This is a genomic window from Bordetella tumbae (assembly GCF_054780995.1).
This window is the reverse complement of record NZ_BAAGVG010000011.1, coordinates 315,852-338,539: the sequence shown is the minus strand read 5'-3', so window position 1 is coordinate 338,539 and position 22,688 is coordinate 315,852. Positions and strand designations below refer to the sequence as shown.

The window sequence follows — 22,688 nt, the reverse complement described above, 5'->3', positions numbered from 1 at the left end:
ATCATGGCTTGTGCCACACCGGTGGCGCAGGCTCATCCACATATGTGGATAGACGCTCGCGCACGTATCGCCTTTGACGCAGAAGGCCGAATGACGGCGATCCAACAAGATTGGCTGTTCGACGAAATGTTCGGCGCTTACACGACTCAAGGCCTGGAAAAAGGTCCCGATGGCAGCCTGCCCGCCAAAACCCTGCAGGGTATGGCGAAAGATTGGATGCAGGCTTTGGGTGAACCGATTTCACACTATTTCACGCAGGCGAGCGTGAACGGAAAGCCCGTGGCGTTCGCCGAACCACGTGACGCCGTAGTGAGCTGGGATACCAAATCGCAGCGATTGACACTGTCCTTCACGCTGCCTCTCGCTCAACCCATGGTTCCGGATAAACAGGGCGTGCAGTTCGATATCTACGATCCGACGTATTTCGTCGCCTATGACTTTGGTGCGCCGGGTGCGGTGTCATTGATCGAGGCGCCGAAATCCTGTCAGCAATCCTATCGGCCGCCCGGTGAACTCGATTGGCAAACCATGCAGAAATTGGCGGCGATCCCTGCCGAGGCGGAAACCGTACCCGATGAGTTGCTGGCCATCACGAAAGGACTGACACATCGAATCGACGTGAGTTGCTGATGAGGAAGGTAAATGCGGCGGTGTTGGCATGGGCATTGTTGCTCTGGCTGCCGCCTTTGGCGGGATGGGCTCAGAGCGCGCATCCATTTGGAGTGCCGGAAAGCGGAGGCGCCGTGGCGGGGCCAGGCTGGCTGAGCGGTCTATTTGCGCAGATCTCCGCGTGGCAATCGCATTTCTATAGACAGCTCACCGGTGCGGTACGCGCCTGGCAGGCCGACGGAACGGCCGCCTGGGGCTTGTTAGGCCTCTCGTTTGCGTATGGCATATTCCATGCGCTGGGCCCAGGCCATGGCAAAGCCGTGATTGCTTCGTATGTCCTGGCCAATCGCCAGACCGCTCGCAACGGCGCGTTGCTGGCACTCTTGGCTGCGCTATTACAAGCCCTGGTCGCCATTATGCTGGTCGCTGTCATGGCCTGGCTGTTGCACGCGACGGCACCAGAAATGAATCGCGCCACGCGCTGGCTGGAAACCGCGTCATACGCATTGATCACGCTGTTGGGAGCATGGCTGGTCTGGAGCAAAGCGCTGCGGCCTTGGCTGCGCCGAGCGGACCATCGCCATGTCCATGGTGCAGAGCAGGGGCATGCGCACGGAGCCGCGCATGATGATCATGGTCATCACCATCATGACGACTGTGGTTGCGGGCACGTGCATGTCCCATCGCCCGATCAAGTCGCTGGTGCGCTGGACTGGCGCAAAGCCATGTCGGCCATCCTCGCGATGGGATTACGGCCATGCAGTGGCGCGCTCATTGTCTTGGTCTTTGCGTTGTCGCAAGACTTCTTCGCAGCGGGGATAGCCGCCGCGTTGGCCATGGGGTTGGGGACGGGGCTTACTGTTGCTGCATTGGCGGTTTTTGCCGTTGTGGCGGCGGGGGCTGCTACGCGGGTGGGGGCTTATGCTTCTGCTGTCTGGATGACTCGGGTGCGTGTGGCGATTGAGGCGGCGGCGGCGGTGTTTGTGTTGCTGCTGGGGGTGTTGTTGTTGGGGGGGCAGATTCGCGGAGGAGGGTGATTTTTGGGAGGCGCTTTTTGACGTTCCGGTTTGCGTTCTATTGGCGCCGACGTCCGCCGTGTCAAAGCGGTGCCGGCCCTATCGCCCGGTCTGGCCGCCTGCGCGGCCAGACTGCCCTTCACCAGCCTCGCCAGGCGGGGCGGCTGGGCAAACTCGCTTCGCTACGCTGCGCTCAAACATGCCCAGCCGACTACCCCCCGCCTGACAAGGCAGGTTCGGCGGGCTCTACGGGCCGGCACCGCTTTGACACGGCGGACGTCGGCTCACGTTGTCTGCATATGACGGATGTTCCTGCAGTGGTGGCACGGGCAGTGGCAACATCGTCGTTGATTGGCCGGCCGTGCACATTGCAACTTACGCCACGATTCAGCCGTGACCCGTGCCAGCCAGCGACCGCGGCATGCCACTACTGTGAGTCCCTGCCGGGTGTCTGGAAGCTGCACCGGCCCGTAGAGCGCGGATTTAGCCCGCGAAGCGGGCCGAGGCCCCTGGTCACGGGCCGAGTCCGTGCGATAGGGCCGGTGCGGCTTCCAGGCACCCGGCAGGGACGCCTTCCCAGAGATACATCCCGCCAGCGCTGATCGATCAGCAATCGCCGTAATTTTTTCTGCGTCAATAATTGATATGTTATATCATCTCGTAGTTTTTGAAATGATATAACATAGTCGAGACGGGAAATGACGTTAAACCCTCATCCGCTAGCGCTGACACTCTCTCTAGCGCTAGCCCCCGCCGTGCAGGCGCAACAAGCCCAAGCGGCCGATACCAATGCAGACACTGCTGCCACCTTGGCTCCCATCACCGTGTCGGCCAATCCGCTGGGCCTGGACCCCGACAGCATGGCCTTGCCCGCGCTGGTGCTGGACGGCAACGCGCTGATTGAGCGCCGTCAAGGCACCCTGGGCGATACGTTGAACGGTTTACCGGGCATCAACTCGGATACGTTCGGCGGCGGCGCCAGCCGGCCTGTGATCCGCGGCCAGACCGCGCCACGGGTCAAGGTGCTGTCAGACGGTTCGGAATTGATGGATGCTTCCAGCATTTCTCCCGACCACGCTGTGACGACAGAGCCCCTCTTGGCGCAACGCATCGAAGTCCTGCGCGGTCCGGCCACGCTGTTGTACGGCGGAGGCGCCATTGGCGGTGTCGTCAACGTGCTGGATAACCGTATCCCCACGGCAATCCCGGAGAAAGGCGTGGAGGCCGAAGCAGAGATTCGCGGTGCGACCGGCACCAACGAGCGTGCAGGCGCAGTGAGCATCACCGCCGGCACAGGCCAGTTTGCAGTCCACGTCGAAGGCATGAAACGTCGCACCGATGATTACGACGTGCCGGATTGGACCAGCAAAGAGCTGGCAGGCTCGTATAGCGAGTCCTCGCAAGGCAGCCTGGGCCTGTCGTGGGTCACGCCGCGCGGTTATGTCGGGGTGGCATTCACCTATCTGGACAGCAAATACGGCCTGCCCGGACACAATCACGAATATGAAGGCTGCCACCCCCATGGCACGCATCTGCATTGCAGCGGTCACGACGATCACGATCACGAGGGTGAAGACGGTCATGATCATGACCACGAACATGGTGAGGATGAGGATCCTCCCTACGTCAAGCTGCGCAGCAAGCGCGTGGACGTCCGTGCGGAATATACCGAGCCTTTTGCCGGATTCGAAAAGATCCGCTTTCGTGGCGGTCTGACGGATTATCAGCATCAGGAAATCGAAGGCGGAGAAGTCGGCACCACCTTTAAAAACCGCGGCTATGACGCGCGTCTGGAGTTGGAGCACAAGCCGCTGTACGGCTGGCGCGGTGTGATCGGTTTGCAGAATTCGTTCAGTGATTTCAGCGCTGAGGGCGAAGAGGCGTTCTTGCCGCGCAGCGATACGCAGTCGACGGGCCTCTTTTTGCTAGAGGAATATCGTCTGGCCGATTGGCGCTTTGAGGTTGGTGCACGCCAGGACTGGCAACGTATTTCTCCCGAGGGCGATAACCCGCGTTCCAGCCAATCAGGCACCTCTTTGTCGGCCGCCGCAATCTGGGACTTTGCGCCGCAGTATTCGGTGGCCTTGTCTTTGTCGCGCTCGCAGCGCCTGCCCAATGCGCAGGAGTTGTATGCAGACGGTGTGCACCTGGCGACGAATACCTATGAAATCGGCAATGCAGATTTGAGCAAGGAAACCTCGCACAATATCGATTTGACTCTGCGCAAGCATGAAGGCGACACGACGTTCAGCGTGAGCGCTTTCCATAATCGGGTCAAGAACTACATTTATGCGAACACGCTCGATCAGTACGAGGATTTCCGCTTGATCGAATACGCGCAGCATGATGCAGAATTCACAGGGATCGAGGGCGAGGTACGCCACCAGTTCAACAAGGTGTTTTCGGCCGGTGTGTTCGGTGACTACGTACGTGGCAAATTGACCGGCGGCGATGGCAATCTGCCGCGTATTCCTGCTGCGCGCGCGGGCGTGCGGGCCAACGTCAAGTGGCAGCAATGGTCCGGCGGCGTCGAGTATGCGCATGTGTTCCGCCAGAACGATATCGCGTCGTATGAATCAAGCACGGCGGGGTATGACATGGTGAATGCCGTGGTGAGCTATCGCAGTACGTTTGGCGCCGATACCGCTTATGAGGTCTATCTACGCGGGACGAACTTGCTGGATAAGCTAGCCTATAACCACGCGTCTTTTATTTCGACAGCCGCGCCGTTGGCGGGGCGTAGCGTGCTATTGGGCATGCGGGTGATGTACTGATCGCGACGTAAATCTAGGATTTACGTCCCGCACGTGGATGAGCCTGATCATAGGCTTTGGCCAGATGCTGAAAGTCCAGTCTGGTGTAGATCTGTGTCGTAGAGATGTTGGCATGCCCCAGCATTTCTTGCACTGCACGCAGGTCTTGCGCGGATTGCAGCACGTGGCTGGCGAAGCTATGGCGCAACACGTGCGGGTGTACGTGCGCAGGCAGGCCAGCTGCCTGCGCGAATTTCGCGAGCTGTGTTTGGACGACGCGAGGTGAGATGCGCCGGCCTCGTGTGCCGACGAACAGGGCATTGGCGTCGGTATCAGTAGCGCTCGCCGCTGCCAATTGGGACCTGACCTCGATCCAGCGTTGTAGGGCAGTCAATGCGGTTTGTCCGACGGGGACGCTGCGGCGTTTGCCGCCTTTGCCCAATACAACGACCTCGGCTTCGGCGAGGTTGAGCCAGCTCGACGATTCGTAGTCGGCAGTACGGGTGTAGTGCAAATCCAGCCCGACGAGCTCAGAGAGCCGTAGACCGCTGGAATACAGGAGTTCGAACATGGCGCGATCGCGCAAGCCCGCAGGTTCGGTAGCCAGTTGTGCCGAAGCATGGTCCAGCAGTGCCTGTGCCTGCTCTACGGATAGTGCCTTGGGCAGGCCGCGGGGCGCTTTGGGGGCGCGCACGCCGACAACGGGGTTGCCGGCCAGGTCGATCGTGAGCGCCCACCATTGATAAAAACCTCGCCAGGCGGCCAATGCGCGGGCCAGGCTGCGCGGTCCCAGGCCCTGTGCATGCAGACGGGCGGCAAACTGCCGGATGTGGCTGTTGGTGAGCTGTTCGAGCGGCAGCTTGACTGCGTGGGCCAAGGTGGCCAACTGGCGCAGGTCGCGTCGATAGGCGTCCAGCGTGTGAGGGGAATAGCGCCGATGGGCCTGCAAGTGTTGCAGCCACGCATCCAGGGGCTGAGGCAGGGATTCTGAAACGGGATCGGGAACTGGCTCGGTCATGATGGATAAGCCTCAGGTCCAGGCATCGCCGCTTTTACGGCGGGGGGCAGGCACGGGTTGGCCGGCCTGCGATCCGTATGGGTCAAAGGTAAGCACGGGATTGATGTGGTGTGCTCCTGATCCCTGTCCTCTCGATATGTCAGGCCGGATTCTGCGGCGCCGGCGTATTCAGCCGGCGCAGGGTTGCGGAAGCCAAGCGGCCGATCGCTTCGAGAAATACCGTGCCCATTTCCGGATTGAAGCGGACAGGATCATCAGACCCCAAGACGAGCAGGCCGATGCTGGGTTGATCGGACTCGAAACGCAGCGGAATCAAGGCCAGCGATTGAGGCTTGGCATCCAGCCAGTTCACGGCTTCGAATTCGGTGTCCGGGCCACAGTAGGGTGTTTTCAGGCTGTCGGTAAAGTCGCGCACGTCCTGCGAAACAGGCGCGCCGTAGCCCGTGGGAGTGAGTCCGGCCAGATTCCACAACCGCAGGCCGACATGATTCAGGTCGAATTGCTCGGCCAGGCCCAGTGCGATTTCGCCTGGCAGATGTTGCGGCTCGCTTTCGCCCAGCAGGCGCGCGCACCATTGCGATACATGATCGCCAATGGCCTCATTCGAATCGGCGTTGTTGATCAGCTCGTTAAGGCGCCATTCGAGTTCGCGGTTGCGTTCGCGCAGGGTCAGAATCTGCCGCTCACCCAGCGAAATGGCGCGCGTACCGTGCGGGTGCGGGACTTGCAGCGTGGCAAAGACCTCGGCGTGCTGATCGAAGAATTCCGGGTTGTTTTGCAGGAAATCCGCGATGTCCTGGGCAGTGAGAGCGGTATCGGTCATTGAGTGCGTAGCGTTTATCGGCCGAGGGCCATGGAGAAAACCAGCTTGTCGATATCGACTTGGCCGTTGTAGACAGAGGTGGCGGGGCCCGTCATGCGCAGGCGTTCGCCGTTCCAGTCCACGGTGAGGGTGCCGCCGCGGGTGTGGACCCGCACGGGCGAATCCAGCAGGCCGCGGCGAATGCCGGCAGCGACGGCAGCGCAGGCGCCAGTTCCGCAGGCCAGGGTCTCGCCCGCCCCGCGCTCGTATACGCGCAGCCGGATGGTGTTGCGGTCGACGACTTGCATAAAGCCCGCGTTGACGCGACGGGCAAAACGGCGGTGACGCTCGACCAGCGGGCCAACGATACCTACGGGAGCGGTGTCTACGTCGTCGACTTGTTGGACGGCATGGGGATTGGAAATGGCGACGGCCGAGACCTGCACGCTGCGCGGTGCATCGGCGGGCGCGTCGGGCAAGTCCAATTGCCACAATGTGTCCTCGCCCTGCGTGTGTGAGGCCAGGCCATCGGTATCGAACGGCAGGGCGGCCGGATCAAATCGGGTTACGCCCATATCCACGGTGACCTGTTCGTCGTCGCCCTCATCCAGCACCAGAATGCCGGTCGCAATCTCGGCGCGCAGCGGATTACGATCGGACAAATGTTGTTCGTGTACGAATCGCACAAAGCAGCGCGCGCCGTTGCCGCAGTGCTCGACCTCCGACCCATCGGCATTGAAAATGCGATAGCGAAAATCCGCGTCCGAACGTGTGGCCGGTTCGACCAGGAGAATTTGGTCGGCGCCGATGCCGAAATGACGATCGGCCAGGGCGCGCGCGCGCTCGGGCGTCATGTGGATGGCTTGGCGTACGCCGTCGAGCACGACAAAGTCGTTGCCCGCGCCATGCATTTTGGTGAAGTTCCAGATCATGGGAGGATTATCGCGCATTACGTGGGAGCGTGGCAGTAGGGGTGGCTGACCGGGGGAAAGCCGAGCCGCTCCGGATTTTCGTGTGATTCAGGTGACGGATGCCGCCAACGCCACACCTGCCGGGCATTCAATAATATTTGGCTTCGCCCAAGGGGCGTGTCTTAAAGCGCCGGTGAACCCAGTAATACTGGCTGGGGCAGCGCCGCACCCAGCCTTCTATGTGCAGATTCAAGCGGGCCGTGGCTTCCTCCAGGGAACCCTCGCCAGGGAAATCCGCCAGCGGGGGCAGGACTTCCACATGGTATCGGCCCGTGTCCGGATCCCAGAAATCGATCACGGGCACGACCGCGGCGTTCCATTTGCGGGCTAATTGGGCGGTGGCTTCGAGGGTGGCTGCCGGTACGCCAAAAAAGGGCACGAACACCGCTCCCTGGCGGCCAAAGTCCATATCGGGCAGGTAATACACCGGTCGAGGCGCGCGCAGATGGCGGATCAGATCGCGCACGCCGTCTTTGCGGCTCACGAGGAAGACTTCGTTGAATCGACCGCGGCCGTTACGCACCAGCGTGTCCACCGCGGGATCGCTCTGGGGGGTGTACATGGTGGCGCTACTGGGGACATCCATGCTCAAGCGCGTCGCGGCGGCGTCCAGTGCCACAAAGTGCGGTGCCAGCAGCAGGACTGGCCGGCCCTCGGCGATCAAGGCATTGATGCGCTCGGCTCCCTCGGTGGTCACCATTTCGCGAATGGCCTCGGGCGTGCCGTACCACAGGACGCCCCGGTCAACGATAGTCTGTGCCAGGGCGCGGAAGTGCGCCTGCATCATGCTTTCCCGCTCTTGTTCGGAGAGCTCGGGAAAACATAATTTCAGGTTCAGGCGCACGATCCGCACGCGCGAGCGGGCCAGTTTGCGGGTGAGCCAGCCGAGTCCTGCGCCAATGCGTTGGCGGGTAGACGGCCGAATGCGGCCAAACCAGGCGAATAGCGCGTTCAGGGCTCGCAGCTTGAAGTCATTCATGAGATGTCGGCCCTGGACGATGCGAAGGATGCGTGTCGGACGCCGTGTTTTCGGGCATGGGCGGGATGGGAGGCGCGCCGCGTGGCGTCTTGTAGCGGTTGTAGCTCCATAGATATTGATGCGGCACGTGGCGAATCAATTTTTCCATGGCGGCATTGAACAAGGCGGCCTGGGCTTGCGGGCCCTCTGGCAACGGGTCGGGCACGCGCGAGAAATGGACGCGCCAACCGCGGCCCTTTGGCAGGCGTTCGCCCGCCACGATAATGACGGCCACCTGGGTTTGTGTGGCCAGCTTGCCCGGCAGTGTCATGGTGTACGCCATGCGCCCGAAGAACGGTGCCCAGACGCCATCGCCTTCGCCAGGGGCTTGATCGGGCAGTAGGCCGACGGCTCCGCCTCGGCGCAAGGCCCGCACGAACTCACGCACGCCTTGCATGTTCGCGGGCACGGCCTTCAGGCCGGAGGTGTTACGCGCGGTATCGAGCAGTGGCGCAAAAGCCGCCACACGGGGGGGGCGGAACATGACGGTCATGGGGATGTGGAGAGCCACTGCCAAATAGCGTGCCGTGATCTCAAAACACCCCAAATGCGGCGTCAGGAACAAGATCCCGCGGTTTTCGGCCAACGCCGCTTCGACGACGTGCACGTCGTCGCAAACCGTTTTGGCGAGGCTGTCGGGGCCGCGGAACCAGACCTTGGGCATTTCCATCATCATGGCGCCGGTCTCGGATGCCGCGCGGCGGGCAAATGCCGGATCGGTATAACCCGCCTGGGCGGCATTTGCCCGCAGACGTTGCCGATATCGGCCCGGAAACGCATAGACCAGGCGGCCCAGCAGTCGCCCCGCCGCGTGCAAAACGGGCAGGGGAAGCAAGGCAAAGGCGCGAAACAAGGCAAGCAGCATGCGGGTCGTGGTCTGTGTCGCAGCGAGAAAGCCCCGATGCGAAGTATCTAAGGATAAGCGTATGAATTCATGCAATAAGCAGGGACCCGGCATTTTCGCCTAAAATGGGCTCTGTCGCCGAGTTAACCGACAACTTGCGGGGCGACGCCTGTTACGCGCATGCGTTTCGGGCAAAATCCGCTAAAGCGTCGCGCCCAGATCCTTATCCATTCAGGTTCAGATCCGCGCGCAACGCGCCTCGTTAAACCTGTGTGCCGGTTTTTTGCCGGTCTCGTAAGGACGTATCCGTGGCCAGTAACGATTTTCTCTTTACCTCTGAATCCGTCTCCGAAGGGCATCCGGACAAGGTCGCCGACCAGATTTCCGATTCCATTCTTGACGCCATTTTTACCCAAGACCCGAATGCCCGCGTCGCTGCCGAAACGCTATGCAACACCGGGTTGGTGGTGTTGGCCGGTGAAATCACCACCACCGCCAACGTCGACTATATCCAGGTCGCGCGCGACACTATCCGTCGCATCGGCTACGACAATACCGATTACGGTATTGATTACAAAGGCTGCGCGGTGCTCGTGGCCTATGACAAGCAGTCGCCTGACATTGCCCAGGGCGTGGACCGTACCTCCGAAGACTACTTGAATCAGGGCGCGGGTGACCAAGGCCTGATGTTCGGTTACGCCTGCGACGAAACCCCTGATCTGATGCCCGCTCCGATCTGGTACGCGCACCGTCTGGTGCAGCGCCAGAGCGAGTTGCGCAAGGACGGCCGCCTGCCGTGGCTGCGTCCCGACGCCAAGTCGCAGGTCACGTTCCGCTATGTCGATGGCCGTCCGGTCGAGGTCGATACCGTTGTGCTGTCTACGCAGCATGCCCCCGAGATCTCGCAATCGTCGATTCACGAAGCCGTCATCGAAGACATCATCAAGCCCAGCTTTCCTGATGGCCTGATCACGCCGAAGACGAAATTCCTGGTCAACCCGACCGGCCGTTTCGTGATTGGCGGCCCGCAAGGCGATTGCGGCTTGACGGGGCGCAAGATCATTGTGGACACCTACGGCGGCGCTTGCCCGCACGGCGGTGGTGCTTTCTCCGGCAAGGACCCCTCCAAGGTTGACCGTTCGGCGGCGTATGCAGCGCGCTATGTGGCCAAGAACATCGTGGCCGCTGGCCTGGCCCGTCAATGCCAGGTACAGGTCAGCTACGCCATCGGCGTAGCCGAGCCGATCAACATCACGGTGTACACCGAAGGCACCGGCGTGATCTCCGATGACCAGATCGCCAAGCTGGTGCGCGAGCACTTCGATCTGCGCCCCAAGGGCATCGTCAACATGCTCGACCTGCTGCGTCCGATCTACACCAAGACAGCAGCTTATGGCCACTTCGGCCGTGCCGAGCCCGAGTTCTCTTGGGAAGCCACCGACAAGGCTCAGGGACTGAAGAAAAGTGCTTAAGTCCGTTTCTGCTTGATCCGACAAAAATCCCGCCAAGACAGGCGGGATTTTTGTTTGCGCAACGAGGTCGTTGGAGTCGTTGACGCGGTTTGTGTCTCTGAAGACAGTACTTCCACGAAGGCGTTAATACTATCGGCGAGACCGCCACGTTATCCCTTGCGCCGCGGATATCCCTGGGCCCGAATCCGGTGCCACACAATTTGTTTTTCTTCCTCGGTCATGAAGACCCAGTTGGAGACTTCCATGGCCGTACGGCCGCAGCCACGGCAGATCTCGTCGAAAAGCGTCGAGCAGACGGCCACGCAGGGGGAATCGGTCGCAACAAAAGCGTTTTGCGACGGCTCTGTGTCGCCAGGGGCAGCCGTGTCGCCGCCAGGGGTGGATAGGGTGTGACTCATCAGGCGCAGCTTAGCATCCGCCGTGCGTCCCTTTTTGCAAGGCCCTGATGCAGGGTCGGATACTGCGGGGCGGAGCCTAGGCAAACAATCGTCGCGCTTCTTCCACAACCCGTTCCGGGATTTCTTCGGCCAGATAATGTGCGCCGGGCAAGGCACTGCCCGCGATATCGTCGGCGACGGCGCGCCATAGTCCTAGCACGTCGAAATTTTGTCCGACGGCGCCGCGCTCGCCCCAGAATACGCGCACTGGCATGCGCAGGCGTTCGCCTTGTGCGCGGCCGTCACGGTCGTGTTGCAGGTCGATGGTGGCCGAGGCGCGGTAATCCTCGCAGATGCCGGTGGCCCAGTTCGGCAGCTGGGCGCAGCGTTCGTATTCGGCCAATGCCTCGGGGGCGAACAGCGCCAGGCCCCCGGGCCGGCTGCCCATGACGGAGCGGATATAAAACACCGGGTCATGTTCGATCATGGTTTCGGGAATCGGCGCGCGTTGAATGAGCCAGAACCAATGAAAATACGCTTGTGCAAAGGCACGGGTCGTGCCCTCGTACATATCCAGGGTAGGCGCGATATCCAGCAACATCATGCGCCGCACGCGCGCGGCATGATCCAGCGCCAGACGATGTGCGACGCGCGCGCCCCGGTCGTGAGCCAGCACATCGAATTGCTCGTGGCCCAACGTGGTCATCAACTCGGCCATGTCACGCGCCATCTCGCGTTTTGAATGCGCGGCGTGATCGGACGTGGCCTCGGGTTTTTCGCTGTCGCCGTAGCCGCGCAAATCCGCGGCGATGCAGGTGTGAGTGCGAATCAGCTCAGGCCAGATGCGATGCCAGATGGCGTGTGTCTGAGGATGGCCGTGCAATAGCAGCAGTGGCGGTCCGTCGCCCTGGATGCGGGCGGCTATGCGTACGCCATTGACGACAAAGGTTTGCAAAGGCAGATCGAATAGTGAGTCGGTCACGTGCGTTCCAATTTCAGGGCATACAACAATACACGGGCAATCGCATGTCAAATCACCGTGGCGACGAACGTATCAACGCGCGGCGTCGAGCCGGCTGCGCACACGTTGGGCGACGTCTTTCATCCACGGGTAACGAGCCCAGTGCTGAGCTTCATATTGAGTAATCTCGTCCAGTTGCTGCAATGATGCGCCCACCATGTCTTGGCCTTGTGCAAACATCTGGCGATGTCGAGCCGACAAGGTGAACGTTGCCGTCCAATCATCATCGGCGCGCACTTGCCCGGCCATGACATCGATCTCGATGCGATTACTGTCGGCATTCGATACGCGCTGCAGCAGGGCGTCAATCTGCTCGACGGGCAAGGCGATCAACAACAGTCCATTGTTCAGCGCGTTAAAGAAGAAAATTTCACCAAAGCTCGGCGCGATCACCGCGCGGATGCCGAATTGCTGCAACCCCCAGACCGCGTGCTCGCGACTGGAGCCGCAACCGAAGTTCGGCCCCGCTACCAACACCGATGCATCTGCATATGCCGGTTGATTCAAGACGAACTCTGCGCGCGGCGCGCCCGCTTCGTCGAAACGTAAGTCGTAGAGCAGTCCGCGATCCAGGCCGGCCTTGTCGATGATGCGCAGGAATTGCTTGGGCATGATCTGGTCGGTGTCCAGATTGCTCAGTGGCAACGGCGCGGCGATGCCCTGGATGAGAGATGAGGCAGTCATGCGGCTTGCTCCAATGTGCGTGCGTCAACGATCCGGCCGGTCAATGCTGCCGCGGCGGCCATGGCGGGGCTCATCAAATGCGTCAGGCCGCCGCGTCCCTGGCGGCCCTCGAAATTGCGATTGGTGGTCGACGCACAGCGCTCGCCGGGACGCAGCATGTCATCGTTCATGGCCAGGCACATCGAACAGCCCGGCTGGCGCCATTCGAAGCCCGCTTCGATCAACTGTGCTGCGATGCCTTCGGCCTCTGCCTGGGTCCGTACCGCACCCGATCCCGGCACGATCATTGCGCGCACGCCGGCAGCGACTTTACGGCCTCGGACCATCGCGGCGACGATGCGCAGGTCTTCGATACGGCCATTGGTACACGAGCCGATAAACACGCGATCAATGGGAACACCCGCGATCGGTGTGCCTGGTTTCAAACCGATGTAGTCGATGGCTTTGCGCAATGCGATGCGTGCCAGCGTATCGGTTTCTTCCTCTGGATCCGGCACTGTACCGGTCACCGGCATCGCTTGATCCGGGCTGGTACCCCAGGTCACGAAAGGCGCGATCGATGCCGCATCGAATACGTATTCCGCGTCAAACTGCGCGTCTGCGTCCGAATACAAGGTACGCCAGTATTCACGCGCTTGTTCCAGGTCTGCGCCATGCAGTTGCGGAGCATGCTTCTCGACATAGCGACAGGTGATGTCATCCGGCGCAATCAACGCAGCGCGTGCGCCAGCCTCGACGGTCATATTGCACAAGGTCATGCGTGCTTCTGCCGAGAGCGCATCGATTGCCGAGCCGCAGTATTCCACCGCGTAGCCGCGCGCGCCTTGCGCACCGAGTCGATACACCACGTAGATCACGAGGTCCTTGGCCGATACCCCTGGCGGTAATGCGCCGTCGATGCTAATACGCATATTGCGGGCGACGCGATAGACCAGTGTCTGTGTCGCCAGAATGTGTTCCACCTCTGAGGTGCCGATACCAAAACCCAGTGCGCCCAGCGCACCGTAGGTTGTTGTATGGCTATCACCACATAACACCACCATGCCGGGCAGAATCATGCCGTGTTCGGGCGCGATCACATGTTCGATCCCTTGCAGCGGATCCGTCGTATCAAACAACGCAATACCCTGTTCATCGCAATTGCGCTTGAGATTGCGGGCTTGCCGCGATGATGCCGGATCCTGAATGACGCGGGACGCAGCAGGCGTTGGATGCGTCGGAATAATATGATCGACAACCGCCATTTGCTGGCCTGGTCGCAATACCTGCCGGCCCCGCGTAGCCAGGCCGCTGAATGCCTGCGGACTGGTGTATTCATTCATGATGTGGAGATCCACATACAGCAGGATATGCTCATCATCGATGCGGGCCACTTCGTGGCTCGCCACTAGTTTGTCATATAGCGTCATGGCAGCCATGATCAAAGGCTCCTTAGTTCGGTTCAATGCCGGCGGCCTGGATGACACCAGCCCAACGCTTCATCTCGGCAGCAACCATGTCGTCGGTTTGGCTCGGGGTGGAGATCAGCGGCTCAAAGCCTTCTTTTTTCATGCGTTCGACCACCTCCGGCGAACGCAATGCGTCGCCCAGCTTGGCATTAAGCGTGTCCACCACTGCCTGGGGGGTGCCCGCTGGCGCACTGATCACAAACCACGTGTTGAATTCGTAATCAGGCAGACCCGATTCGGCGATAGTGGGCACATTGGGCAAGAGCGGGGATCGCGTTTTTCCTGTGACGCCCAGAGGCTTGAGCTTGCCGCCGTCGACCTGCGGTTTTGCAGCCGACAGTACGGGAAAGCTCATCTGCACTTGACCGCTGATCGTATCCAGCATGGCGGGGCCGCCGCCTTTATAGGGCACATGCAGGATTTGTGTTTTGGAGACAGACTTGAATAGCTCTGCAGCCATGTGAAAGGTGCTGCCCGTTCCAGCCGATCCAAAGCTCAACGCATTGTCGGGCCGTGCACGCACATACGCCAGTAGCTCGGCGACGTTGTTGACCGGCAGGCTATTGGTGACCGTGAGCACATGCTGCGACGTCGCGATCGTGCCGACTGACCGCAGATCCTTCAGCGTATCGAAGGGCATGTTCTTGAATAACGACGGATTGATCGCCAACGACATCGTGTTGATGGAGAGGGTGTAGCCGTCAGGCTGGGCGCGTGCCACGGCCGCCATGCCGATATTGCCGGAGGCGCCCGCGCGGTTTTCCACTACCACGCTTTGTCCCAATTGCTTGGCCCAGGCATCCGCGATCAAGCGTGCCGTGATGTCGACGCTGCCTCCTGGCGCGAATGGCGCAACCAGCGTGATGGCGCGTTGGGGGAACGCCTGCGCCGAGGCGGATGGCGCGGCGATACAGCCCGCCGCCGATACGACGGCACAGAGGATCTGCCGGGAAAGCAATGACGTCATGGATGTCTCCTTTGGGGCCGCGAACATGGCACGGCTATGGTTCGATGTTGTGCAGCCAGTGTATAGGCCAAGTTTGTTCTTATAATTAATGAATAAATAAAGCGTTATTTAAAATAATTTAATAATAGGCAGGCGGAGGCGCCCATGAATGCCATCTCTGACTTGGCGTTTTTTTCACTGCTGGTGAAACACGGCAACTTGTCGGCAGCGGCACGCGAGCTCGGCTTGACGCCGCCTGCCGTGAGTACGCGGCTGGCCAATCTGGAGCGCCGGCTGGGCGTACGGCTGCTCAACCGCACCACCAGACGGGTGACCGTCACGCACGAGGGCGAGCGCTATCTGGCCGAAGGCAACCGCATCCTGGCCGATCTGGAGGCGTTGGAACGCAATATCGCCAGTGGCCAGGCTCAACCTCGGGGACTGCTGAGACTGAATGCCACGTTTGGTTTCGGCCGCGCCCACATCGTGCCGGCAGTGTCTGATTTCTCGCGCGCTTTTCCCGAGGTCGAGGTCCAGATGCGTTTGACGGATCGTCCCGTCAATCTATTGGACGAGGGCTTTGATGTGGCCGTGCGTTTTGGCGACATTCCCGATGCCCGGCTCACCGCACGCAAGATCGCGTCCAATCGCCGGCTGCTCTGTGCGTCGCCCCGCTATCTGCAGGCAGCGGGCGAACCGCGTACGCCAGGAGACCTGTCGCGTCATCGTTGCATCGTGGTGCGCGAAAATGATGTGGCCTATGGTACGTGGCATTTGCGCAGCGGCCAGCGTATGGAAACCGTCAAAGTGCGTGGCCCGCTCAGCTCGAATGATGGCGAGAGCGCACTGCAATGGGCCTTGGACGGCCACGGTATCGTCATGCGATCTGAGTGGGAAACTGCGGCGTATCTGCGGTCCGGGCGACTGCGGCAGGTGTTGTCCGATTGGCATACGCCGCCGGCCGACATCCATGCCCTGTATCCGGAGCGGCTGAATCTGCCGGCAAAGACCGTGGCATTCGTGGATTTTCTGGTGCAGCGTTTCGCCGGCCATGTCCGCCCGCCGGGCAGCGACCGGGACGTGTGGTAGATCCTCGTCTTGCAGCCGTCATATTTCTGTCTTTGACGTGTCACATTCAGCAGGCTAAATCGCGGGATCGATGACTTTCGCGCCGGGGATACCTATGCGTATCGTTTTGGTTACTGATGCCTGGCCCCCCCAGGTCAATGGCGTGGTCCGTACTTGGACCACCATGCAGCGCCTGCTGACGCAATGGGGACACGAACTGATCGTGGTCAATCCCAATGGCGCGCGGTCGATGCCGGCGCCGTCTGAGCCCGAGTTGCGCCTATGTCTGACGCCGGGCCGGCAGTTGCGCCGCATCCTGGGCGATACGGTGCCCGATGCCTTGCACATCGCTACCGAGGGGCCGCTGGGCCTGGCGGCGAGGCGCATGGCCCTGCGCAAGGGATGGCGATTCACCACGTCGTTTCACACGTTGTTTCCAGATTATCTGCAGGCCAGAATGGGCATTCCCGCATCGCTGCCTTGGCGATTCATGCGCTGGTTTCACCGTCCGTCAGCTTGTGTGCTGGTGCCGACGCCGACCGTACGCGACATTGTGGCCGCGCGCGGGCTGGCAAACCTGCGCGTGTGGTCCCGCGGCGTGGATGCGGCGCACTTTCGTCCAGGCAAGCGGGATGCGTTCGAGGATCTGCCGCGGCCGATTTTTCTGAACGTGGGGCGAGTGGCTCGGGAAAAGAATCTGGATGCGTTCCTGTCGCTGGATCTGCCAGGCAGCAAGGTGGTGGTCGGCACGGGGCCCGATGAGGCCCGGCTGCGCAAAGCCTATCCCAACGTCCGCTTCCTGGGCATGCAGCCCGATGCGAAACTGCCGGCCTATTATTCGTCGGCCGACGTCTTTGTGTTCCCCAGCCTGACCGATACGTTTGGCCTGGTGATGTTGGAATCCATGGCTTGCGGTACCCCCGTTGCCGCGTTTCATACCGAAGCACCGCTGGCGGTGATCGATGCCGGCGCCACGGGCTTCGTAAATGACGATCTGTCAATGGCGTGCCGCCAGGCGCTGGAACTCGACCGTACAGGTGTCCGCGAGGGCGCATTGAAGCGTACCTGGGAAAAGATTGCGCAGGATCTGCTGCAGGCGTTGGTGCCTTTGACGCCGGCGGGAGAGGCTGCCTGGCCCATCTCGGCAAATTCGGCCGCAACGAACTCACTGACGCCGCAGACATAAGGCGGCCCCCCTAGGCGTTTTGCGCCGCTTGGTTGCATCCCTCGTTGCACCCGGTACAATTCGTCTCAGTCCTGAGGAGCGCTGCGACGATCCCCGGTTTGTCCCTGTCGGGGCGGCCAGGCGGGTTGCCAGGCTCAGGAATCTCACCAGACGTCGCCCAGGCGGCGTCCAGCAACGGCGCTCACCTTTGTCGCAGCAGGCAAAGGCGGGCGCCTTTTCACGATTGGGTGTTCCGTACGGTTGCCTGCGACAAGCACTGCCGTTGATATCTAGGAGCACTCAACACATGACTACCACCCCCGATTTCCTCGTTGCCGATATTTCGCTGGCCGGCTGGGGCCGCCGCGAATTGGCGATCGCCGAAACTGAAATGCCCGGCCTGATGGCCATCCGTGAAGAATTCGCCGCCAGCCAGCCGCTCAAGGGCGCGCGTATCGCCGGCAGCCTGCACATGACCATCCAGACCGGCGTGCTGATCGAAACGCTGGTGGCGCTGGGCGCTGAAGTCCGCTGGGCATCGTGCAACATTTTCTCGACCCAGGATCACGCAGCCGCTGCGATCGCCGCGACCGGTACGCCGGTGTTCGCCGTCAAAGGCGAGACCCTGGAAGAATACTGGCAATACACGCACCGCATTTTCGAATGGCCCGAGGGCCGTCATGCCAACATGATCCTGGATGACGGCGGCGATGCCACGCTGTTGTTGCACCTGGGCGCACGTGCCGAGAAAGATATCTCGGTGCTGGCCAAACCGGGCAGCGAAGAAGAACGCGTGTTGTTCGCCTCCATCAAAGCCACGCTGGAACGCGATCCCAAGTGGTATTCCACCCGCCTGGCTGCCATCAAGGGCGTGACCGAAGAAACCACCACCGGCGTGCACCGTCTCTACCAGATGTCGCAAAAAGGCGAGTTGGCATTTGCCGCCATCAACGTCAACGACTCGGTGACCAAGTCCAAGTTCGACAACCTGTATGGTTGCCGTGAATCGCTGGTCGACGGCATCAAGCGCGCGACCGATGTGATGGTCGCCGGCAAGGTCGCCGTAGTCGCCGGCTATGGCGATGTGGGCAAGGGCTGCGCGCAAGCGTTGGCCGCCTTGCGCGCCCAAGTCTGGGTGACTGAAGTCGATCCGATCTGCGCTCTGCAAGCCGCGATGGAAGGCTTCAAGGTCGTCACCATGGAAGAAGCCGCTCCGCTGGCAGATATCTTCGTGACGGCCACGGGCAATTATCACGTCATTACCCGCGCGCACATGGACGCCATGAAAGACCAGGCCATCTTGTGCAACATCGGCCACTTCGACAACGAAATCGACGTCGCCTCGGTGGAAGACCTACAGTGGGAAGAAATCAAACCGCAGGTCGATCACATCGTGTTCCCCGATGGCAAGCGCATCATCTTGCTGGCACAGGGACGCTTGGTGAATCTGGGCTGCGCCACGGGCCATCCCTCGTTCGTGATGTCGTCCTCGTTTGCGAACCAGACCATCGCACAGATCGAATTGTTCACGCGTAACGAGGCTTACGAGCGCGGCCAGGTGTATGTACTGCCCAAGCAGCTGGACGAGAAGGTTGCTCGCCTGCACCTGAAGAAACTGGGCGTGAAGCTGACGACGTTGCGTCAGGATCAAGCTGATTACATCAATGTACCGGTCGAGGGCCCCTTCAAGCCCGAGCACTATCGCTATTGATCCTGTAGCACAATAGGTGGATGTTTAGGCCTGTGCATAGACCGCACGGCGCTACCCCGATGGGGGCGCCACTGCAATAGGTTATGCCAGGCCTGCTGTATCGCCGCGCCTCGGGCGCGGCGGATTTCGCCTACCTGTGGGCGCCTTACCGGAGAAAGCACGATGACTTTGATCTTAGTTTGGCTATTGAACGCGGTGGCCCTGTTGATTGTGGCTTATCTGTTGCCAGGCATCACAGTGGCCAGTTTTGGCTCGGCGCTCGTTGCCGCGCTGGTGTTGGGTTTACTGAACATGCTGGTCAAACCCGTGTTGGTGCTATTGACGTTGCCGATCACGATCGTCACGTTGGGTTTGTTTCTGCTGGTGCTCAACGCGCTGTTGTTCTGGCTGGCTGGCTCGATTTTGCGAGGCTTTCAGGTCAACGGGTTCTGGTGGGCCGTTGGGGGCGCTATTTTGTACAGCATCATTTCCGGCCTGCTTTCGCGCCTGATCCCCTGATTCCGATTTCCCCTTTTCGATTCTCTAATGACCGGACCTTCCCCTGCGGCCCTGAGCCTGGAGTTTTTCCCCCCGCGCGATATCGCCGCTCAAGAGCGGTTGGTACGCGCGGCCAAGCAATTGTTGGCCATTCAGCCTCGCTATGTCAGCGTGACATTCGGGGCGGGCGGATCCACGCGCGCCGGCACGGCCGATACCGTACGCATGCTGCAAAACCTGGGATGCGATGCCGCGCCGCATTTGTCCTGCATTGGTGCGACGCGTGACGACTTGAGAGGGATCCTCTCGGCCTATCGCGAGCAAGGCGTGCGGCGGCTGGTGGCATTGCGCGGGGATTTGCCTTCGGGCATGGGGGGCGATGCCGGCGAATTGCGTTATGCGGCAGATCTGGTCGCCTTTATCCGCCAGGAGACGGGCGACGCATTTCACATCGAAGTCGCTGCATATCCGGAAATGCATCCGCAGGCCGCGAGTCCGCAGGCAGACCTGAATCACTTCGTCGCCAAGGTCAACGCCGGGGCGGATGCGGCGATCACGCAGTATTTCTTCAATTCCGACGCGTATTTTGACTTTGTCGATCGTGCCCAGGCCAAAGGGGTCACGATCCCCATCGTGCCGGGGATCATGCCGATTACCAACCATACGCAACTGGTACGTTTCTCCGAAATGTGTGGTGCCGAGATTCCGCGCTGGATACGGTTGCGGTTGGCTGAATTTGGGGACGACAAGGCGTCGATTCGGGCGTTTGGCGTAGACGTGGTGGGTGAGTTGTGCCAGACCTTGTTGGATAACGGCGCGCCTGGCTTGCATTTCTATACGTTGAATCAAGCTGAGGCGGCGTTGGGGATTTGGCGGGAGCTGGATCTGACCGGGGCGCGGTAGGCTTCGCGTTATTGAAGGTTTGATTGGACCGTTGGTGTTCGTCGCGTTGACGTAGCGCTGGCGTTCTTGATCCGCCGGCGTCCGGTGTGCTGAGGCTGCGCCGGCCTAATCGCGCGGACTCGGCCCATGACCAGGGGCCTCGGTCCGCTTCGCGGACTAAATCCGCGCTCAAAAGGCCGGCGCAGCCTCAGCACACCGGACGCCGGCTCGCATTATCTTGCAGGCTATGTTTCACGTAGCTTGTGGCCTACACCGTTCATGGATGCCACTGTTGTGAGTCGCGGCTGGCGGCCAAGGCTGTGCCGGCCCGTAGAGCTCGCCGAACCAGCCTTGTCAGGCGGGGGGTAGTCGGCTGGGCATGTTTGAGCGCAGCGTAGCGGAGCGAGTTTGCCCAGCCGCCCCGCCTGGCGAGGCTGGTGAAGGGCAGTCTGGCCGCGCAGGCGGCCAGACCGGGCGATAGGGCCGGCACAGCCTTGGCCGCCAGCCGTGACGGCTTAATAGAGATACTGCATCAACACACAGACACCCCGACGCAGCCCCCGACATCCCGTCAACAAATCCCGCATCAAGAGGCTTGCGACTTTCCCGGATCCTGCGCGACAACCTGCAATGGTGTCGGACTATTCGGCGCCACCCCATTTGGCGTGAGCCGGTGCGGCTGGTGCAGTCGACCTGCGGCTGCCAGTGAGCCAGAGACGCCAGCATCCGTCCAAGTCGGATCGTCGATCTCCGTGAACACCTGACGCAGCCGTTCACCCCAGGTCTTGCGAATCATCCGAAAATATTCGTTGTCTTCGTCAATATGCGTGAAATGCGTCACACGCAGCGTATCTGCCTCGTAGACCAGCAGATCCAGCGGCAAGCCGACAGAGATGTTTGATCTCAAGGTCGAATCCATAGAGATCAGCGCGCATTTCGCCGCCTCATCCAGCGGCGTATCAGGACGCAAGACGCGGTCGAGGATCGGCTTGCCGTATTTGGCTTCGCCGATCTGCACATACGGACAGTCCGCGCTGGCTTCGATGAAATTGCCGGCGGAATACACCTGGAACAGCCGGCCGCGCTCAGCGCCGATCTGACCGCCAAAAATCAGATTGATATTGAAATCGACGCCATGCTCACTCAAGGCCTCGGCATCGCGTTCGTGAACACGACGTACAGCCTCGCCGACGCGGCGGGCTGCCTCGTACATATCCGGTGCCGACCAGAGCGAATCCGGGCTGTCGCTATCGAGCTGAGCCAACAGATTCACTACGGCTTGGCTGATAGCCAGATTGCCCGACGTGAGCAACACCATGACGCGGTCGCCCGGCTGCTCGAATACGTTGAGCTTGCGGGCGATGCTGACTTGGTCCACGCCCGCATTGGTGCGTGAATCGGAAAGAAAAACCAAGCCTGAATCCAGGCGGGCGGCAACACAGTAAGTCATGGTGAGTCGGTGAATAACAGCTAGCGTATTGTAGGGGGAGAAGAACGAGTCTGGCGGCGCGGCGTCAGACTCGTTTTGTCCCCCTTTATTTTGTTGATGCTTTAGTCGTTAACCGGCAACAGGCCAGCCGTGTAGTCATTGCTACTGGGTCTGCTGGCGAGCCGCCTGGACCTGTACCGACACGGTCATCGACTCCTCGCCGCCACCGTGCCGGACACCGCGCACGGGCGAGGCAGAATCATAGTCCCGTGCGACGGCCAGCCGGCAATGGCAATCGGAGGCAAATTGACGATTGGTGATGTCCACACTGGTCCAACCTATATCGTCCAGCCAGACATCGGCCCATGCATGGCTGGCAGCATGCTCGGCTTCGGTGTACAGGTAGCCGCTGACATAGCGGGCGGGAACGCCTATGCCGCGTACGCAGGCCAGGAACAGATGCGCGTGGTCTTGGCAGACACCGTGGCCCAGGGCCAGCACCTGATTGGCCGCCGTGGTCACGTCCGTCGTTCCGGGTTCGTATGCCACGCGGTCGCAAATGGCGCTGGCCAGCGTCAGAGCGTCGTTGGGGGTACGTAGACCATCAGGCAGCGTCGTGTGGACAAAATCCCGGATAGTGTCATCGCTTTGCGTCAAGGACGTGGGCACGCAGAAGGCATGCACAGGCAGGCGATTGTCCTCGGGATGCAGCCGTCCATCACGCAATGGGTCGATTTCGACCTGGCCGGTGACGCATAGATCAATACTGTCATGAGCGCTGGGCAAGGTCAGCATGTGCGTGATGTTGCCGTAAGCATCGACTTGTTGTTCCAGCGAGCCGGGGGCGTCGATGCGCCAGCGCAGGGCACGCTGATGGTCGTCCAGGCGCGGTGTCAGGCGCAGCGCCTGGATGCTATAGCTGACCGGTGCCGTGTAGCGATATTGGGTGACATGTCGAATGAGATGTTTCATGAGGG

General features: G+C 60.9%; 21 protein-coding genes and 1 riboswitch. Of the genes, 9 read left to right on the top strand and 12 right to left on the bottom strand.

Annotated elements, in window-relative coordinates:
• The first annotated feature begins 3 nt into the window (after positions 1-3).
• The 3 genes from ACYVI2_RS10175 to ACYVI2_RS10165 all read left to right on the top strand — a co-directional run bounded on the left by ACYVI2_RS10175 (position 4) and on the right by ACYVI2_RS10165 (position 4,399).
• A complete protein-coding gene (locus ACYVI2_RS10175) occupies positions 4-630 on the top strand; it encodes a DUF1007 family protein (RefSeq protein ID WP_415820789.1) in 627 nt (208 codons plus the stop codon).
• A complete protein-coding gene (locus ACYVI2_RS10170; protein WP_460490301.1) occupies positions 630-1,646 on the top strand; it encodes a nickel/cobalt transporter in 1,017 nt (338 codons plus the stop codon). Before ACYVI2_RS10175 ends, ACYVI2_RS10170 begins: the two co-directional genes overlap by 1 nt.
• A 677-nt stretch (positions 1,647-2,323) precedes the next feature.
• The gene (locus ACYVI2_RS10165) at positions 2,324-4,399 is read left to right on the top strand and encodes a TonB-dependent receptor domain-containing protein (RefSeq protein WP_415822439.1); all 2,076 of its coding nucleotides are present in this window, start codon (positions 2,324-2,326) and stop codon (positions 4,397-4,399) included.
• A gap of 13 nt (positions 4,400-4,412) precedes the next feature.
• Here the strand turns inward: ACYVI2_RS10165 and xerC are convergent, their stop codons facing one another.
• The 5 genes from xerC to ACYVI2_RS10140 form a co-directional block, all read right to left on the bottom strand.
• Positions 4,413-5,396 (bottom strand): tyrosine recombinase XerC, encoded by a 984-nt coding sequence (gene xerC, locus ACYVI2_RS10160; protein ID WP_415822440.1) that lies wholly within the window; start codon positions 5,394-5,396, stop codon positions 4,413-4,415.
• Positions 5,397-5,535: 139 nt separating this feature from the next.
• A complete protein-coding gene (locus tag ACYVI2_RS10155; protein ID WP_415822441.1) occupies positions 5,536-6,219 on the bottom strand; it encodes a DUF484 family protein in 684 nt (227 codons plus the stop codon).
• 14 nt (positions 6,220-6,233) lie between these two features.
• Positions 6,234-7,148 carry a diaminopimelate epimerase gene (gene dapF, locus ACYVI2_RS10150; protein ID WP_415822442.1) on the bottom strand — a complete coding sequence of 305 codons (915 nt, stop codon included), beginning with the start codon at positions 7,146-7,148 and terminating at the stop codon, positions 6,234-6,236.
• 109 nt (positions 7,149-7,257) lie between these two features.
• Positions 7,258-8,148 carry a lysophospholipid acyltransferase family protein gene (locus tag ACYVI2_RS10145; RefSeq protein WP_415822443.1) on the bottom strand — a complete coding sequence of 297 codons (891 nt, stop codon included), beginning with the start codon at positions 8,146-8,148 and terminating at the stop codon, positions 7,258-7,260.
• Positions 8,141-9,052, bottom strand: coding sequence for a lysophospholipid acyltransferase family protein (locus ACYVI2_RS10140; RefSeq protein ID WP_415822444.1), 912 nt, complete (start codon positions 9,050-9,052; stop codon positions 8,141-8,143). Before ACYVI2_RS10140 ends, ACYVI2_RS10145 begins: the two co-directional genes overlap by 8 nt.
• Positions 9,053-9,339: 287 nt before the next feature.
• Here ACYVI2_RS10140 and metK point away from each other — a divergent pair, with 287 nt between their 5' ends.
• Entirely contained in the window at positions 9,340-10,503 is a 1,164-nt protein-coding gene (gene metK / locus ACYVI2_RS10135; protein WP_415822445.1) for a methionine adenosyltransferase, read from the top strand.
• 149 nt (positions 10,504-10,652) lie between these two features.
• Here the strand turns inward: metK and ACYVI2_RS10130 are convergent, their stop codons facing one another.
• From ACYVI2_RS10130 to ACYVI2_RS10110, 5 genes are all read right to left on the bottom strand, one after another.
• Positions 10,653-10,901 (bottom strand): DUF1289 domain-containing protein, encoded by a 249-nt coding sequence (locus ACYVI2_RS10130; RefSeq protein ID WP_415822446.1) that lies wholly within the window; start codon positions 10,899-10,901, stop codon positions 10,653-10,655.
• A 76-nt stretch (positions 10,902-10,977) separates the two neighbouring features.
• Positions 10,978-11,862, bottom strand: a complete 885-nt coding sequence (locus ACYVI2_RS10125; protein WP_415822447.1) for an alpha/beta fold hydrolase — start codon at positions 11,860-11,862, stop codon at positions 10,978-10,980.
• 72 nt (positions 11,863-11,934) lie between these two features.
• Positions 11,935-12,585, bottom strand: a complete 651-nt coding sequence (leuD, locus tag ACYVI2_RS10120; RefSeq protein WP_415822449.1) for a 3-isopropylmalate dehydratase small subunit — start codon at positions 12,583-12,585, stop codon at positions 11,935-11,937.
• Positions 12,582-14,003: a 3-isopropylmalate dehydratase large subunit gene (gene leuC / locus ACYVI2_RS10115; protein ID WP_415822450.1), complete on the bottom strand. Its 1,422-nt coding sequence runs from the start codon at positions 14,001-14,003 to the stop codon at positions 12,582-12,584. Before leuC ends, leuD begins: the two co-directional genes overlap by 4 nt.
• 13 nt (positions 14,004-14,016) lie before the next feature.
• Positions 14,017-15,000, bottom strand: coding sequence for a Bug family tripartite tricarboxylate transporter substrate binding protein (locus ACYVI2_RS10110; protein WP_415822452.1), 984 nt, complete (start codon positions 14,998-15,000; stop codon positions 14,017-14,019).
• Between the two features lie 144 nt (positions 15,001-15,144).
• Here ACYVI2_RS10110 and ACYVI2_RS10105 point away from each other — a divergent pair, with 144 nt between their 5' ends.
• The 5 genes from ACYVI2_RS10105 to metF all read left to right on the top strand — a co-directional run bounded on the left by ACYVI2_RS10105 (position 15,145) and on the right by metF (position 20,303).
• Positions 15,145-16,068, top strand: a complete 924-nt coding sequence (locus ACYVI2_RS10105) for a LysR family transcriptional regulator (protein WP_415822453.1) — start codon at positions 15,145-15,147, stop codon at positions 16,066-16,068.
• A 94-nt stretch (positions 16,069-16,162) separates the two neighbouring features.
• A complete protein-coding gene (locus ACYVI2_RS10100; RefSeq protein ID WP_415822454.1) occupies positions 16,163-17,233 on the top strand; it encodes a glycosyltransferase family 4 protein in 1,071 nt (356 codons plus the stop codon).
• A gap of 67 nt (positions 17,234-17,300) precedes the next feature.
• A riboswitch (S-adenosyl-L-homocysteine riboswitch) is annotated at positions 17,301-17,423 on the top strand.
• Between the two features lie 96 nt (positions 17,424-17,519).
• Positions 17,520-18,923 carry an adenosylhomocysteinase gene (ahcY, locus tag ACYVI2_RS10095; protein WP_415822455.1) on the top strand — a complete coding sequence of 468 codons (1,404 nt, stop codon included), beginning with the start codon at positions 17,520-17,522 and terminating at the stop codon, positions 18,921-18,923.
• 162 nt (positions 18,924-19,085) lie between these two features.
• On the top strand, positions 19,086-19,421 hold the full coding sequence (locus tag ACYVI2_RS10090) for a phage holin family protein (protein ID WP_094824185.1): 336 nt from the start codon (positions 19,086-19,088) through the stop codon (positions 19,419-19,421).
• 27 nt (positions 19,422-19,448) lie between these two features.
• On the top strand, positions 19,449-20,303 hold the full coding sequence (gene metF / locus ACYVI2_RS10085) for a methylenetetrahydrofolate reductase [NAD(P)H] (RefSeq protein WP_415822457.1): 855 nt from the start codon (positions 19,449-19,451) through the stop codon (positions 20,301-20,303).
• 565 nt (positions 20,304-20,868) lie between these two features.
• Here metF and ACYVI2_RS10080 read toward each other — a convergent pair.
• Together ACYVI2_RS10080 and ACYVI2_RS10075 are read right to left on the bottom strand one after the other, a co-directional pair.
• A complete protein-coding gene (locus ACYVI2_RS10080) occupies positions 20,869-21,732 on the bottom strand; it encodes a peptidase (RefSeq protein ID WP_415820941.1) in 864 nt (287 codons plus the stop codon).
• 141 nt (positions 21,733-21,873) lie between these two features.
• Positions 21,874-22,683, bottom strand: coding sequence for a transglutaminase family protein (locus ACYVI2_RS10075; protein ID WP_415820940.1), 810 nt, complete (start codon positions 22,681-22,683; stop codon positions 21,874-21,876).
• Positions 22,684-22,688 lie beyond the last annotated feature (5 nt).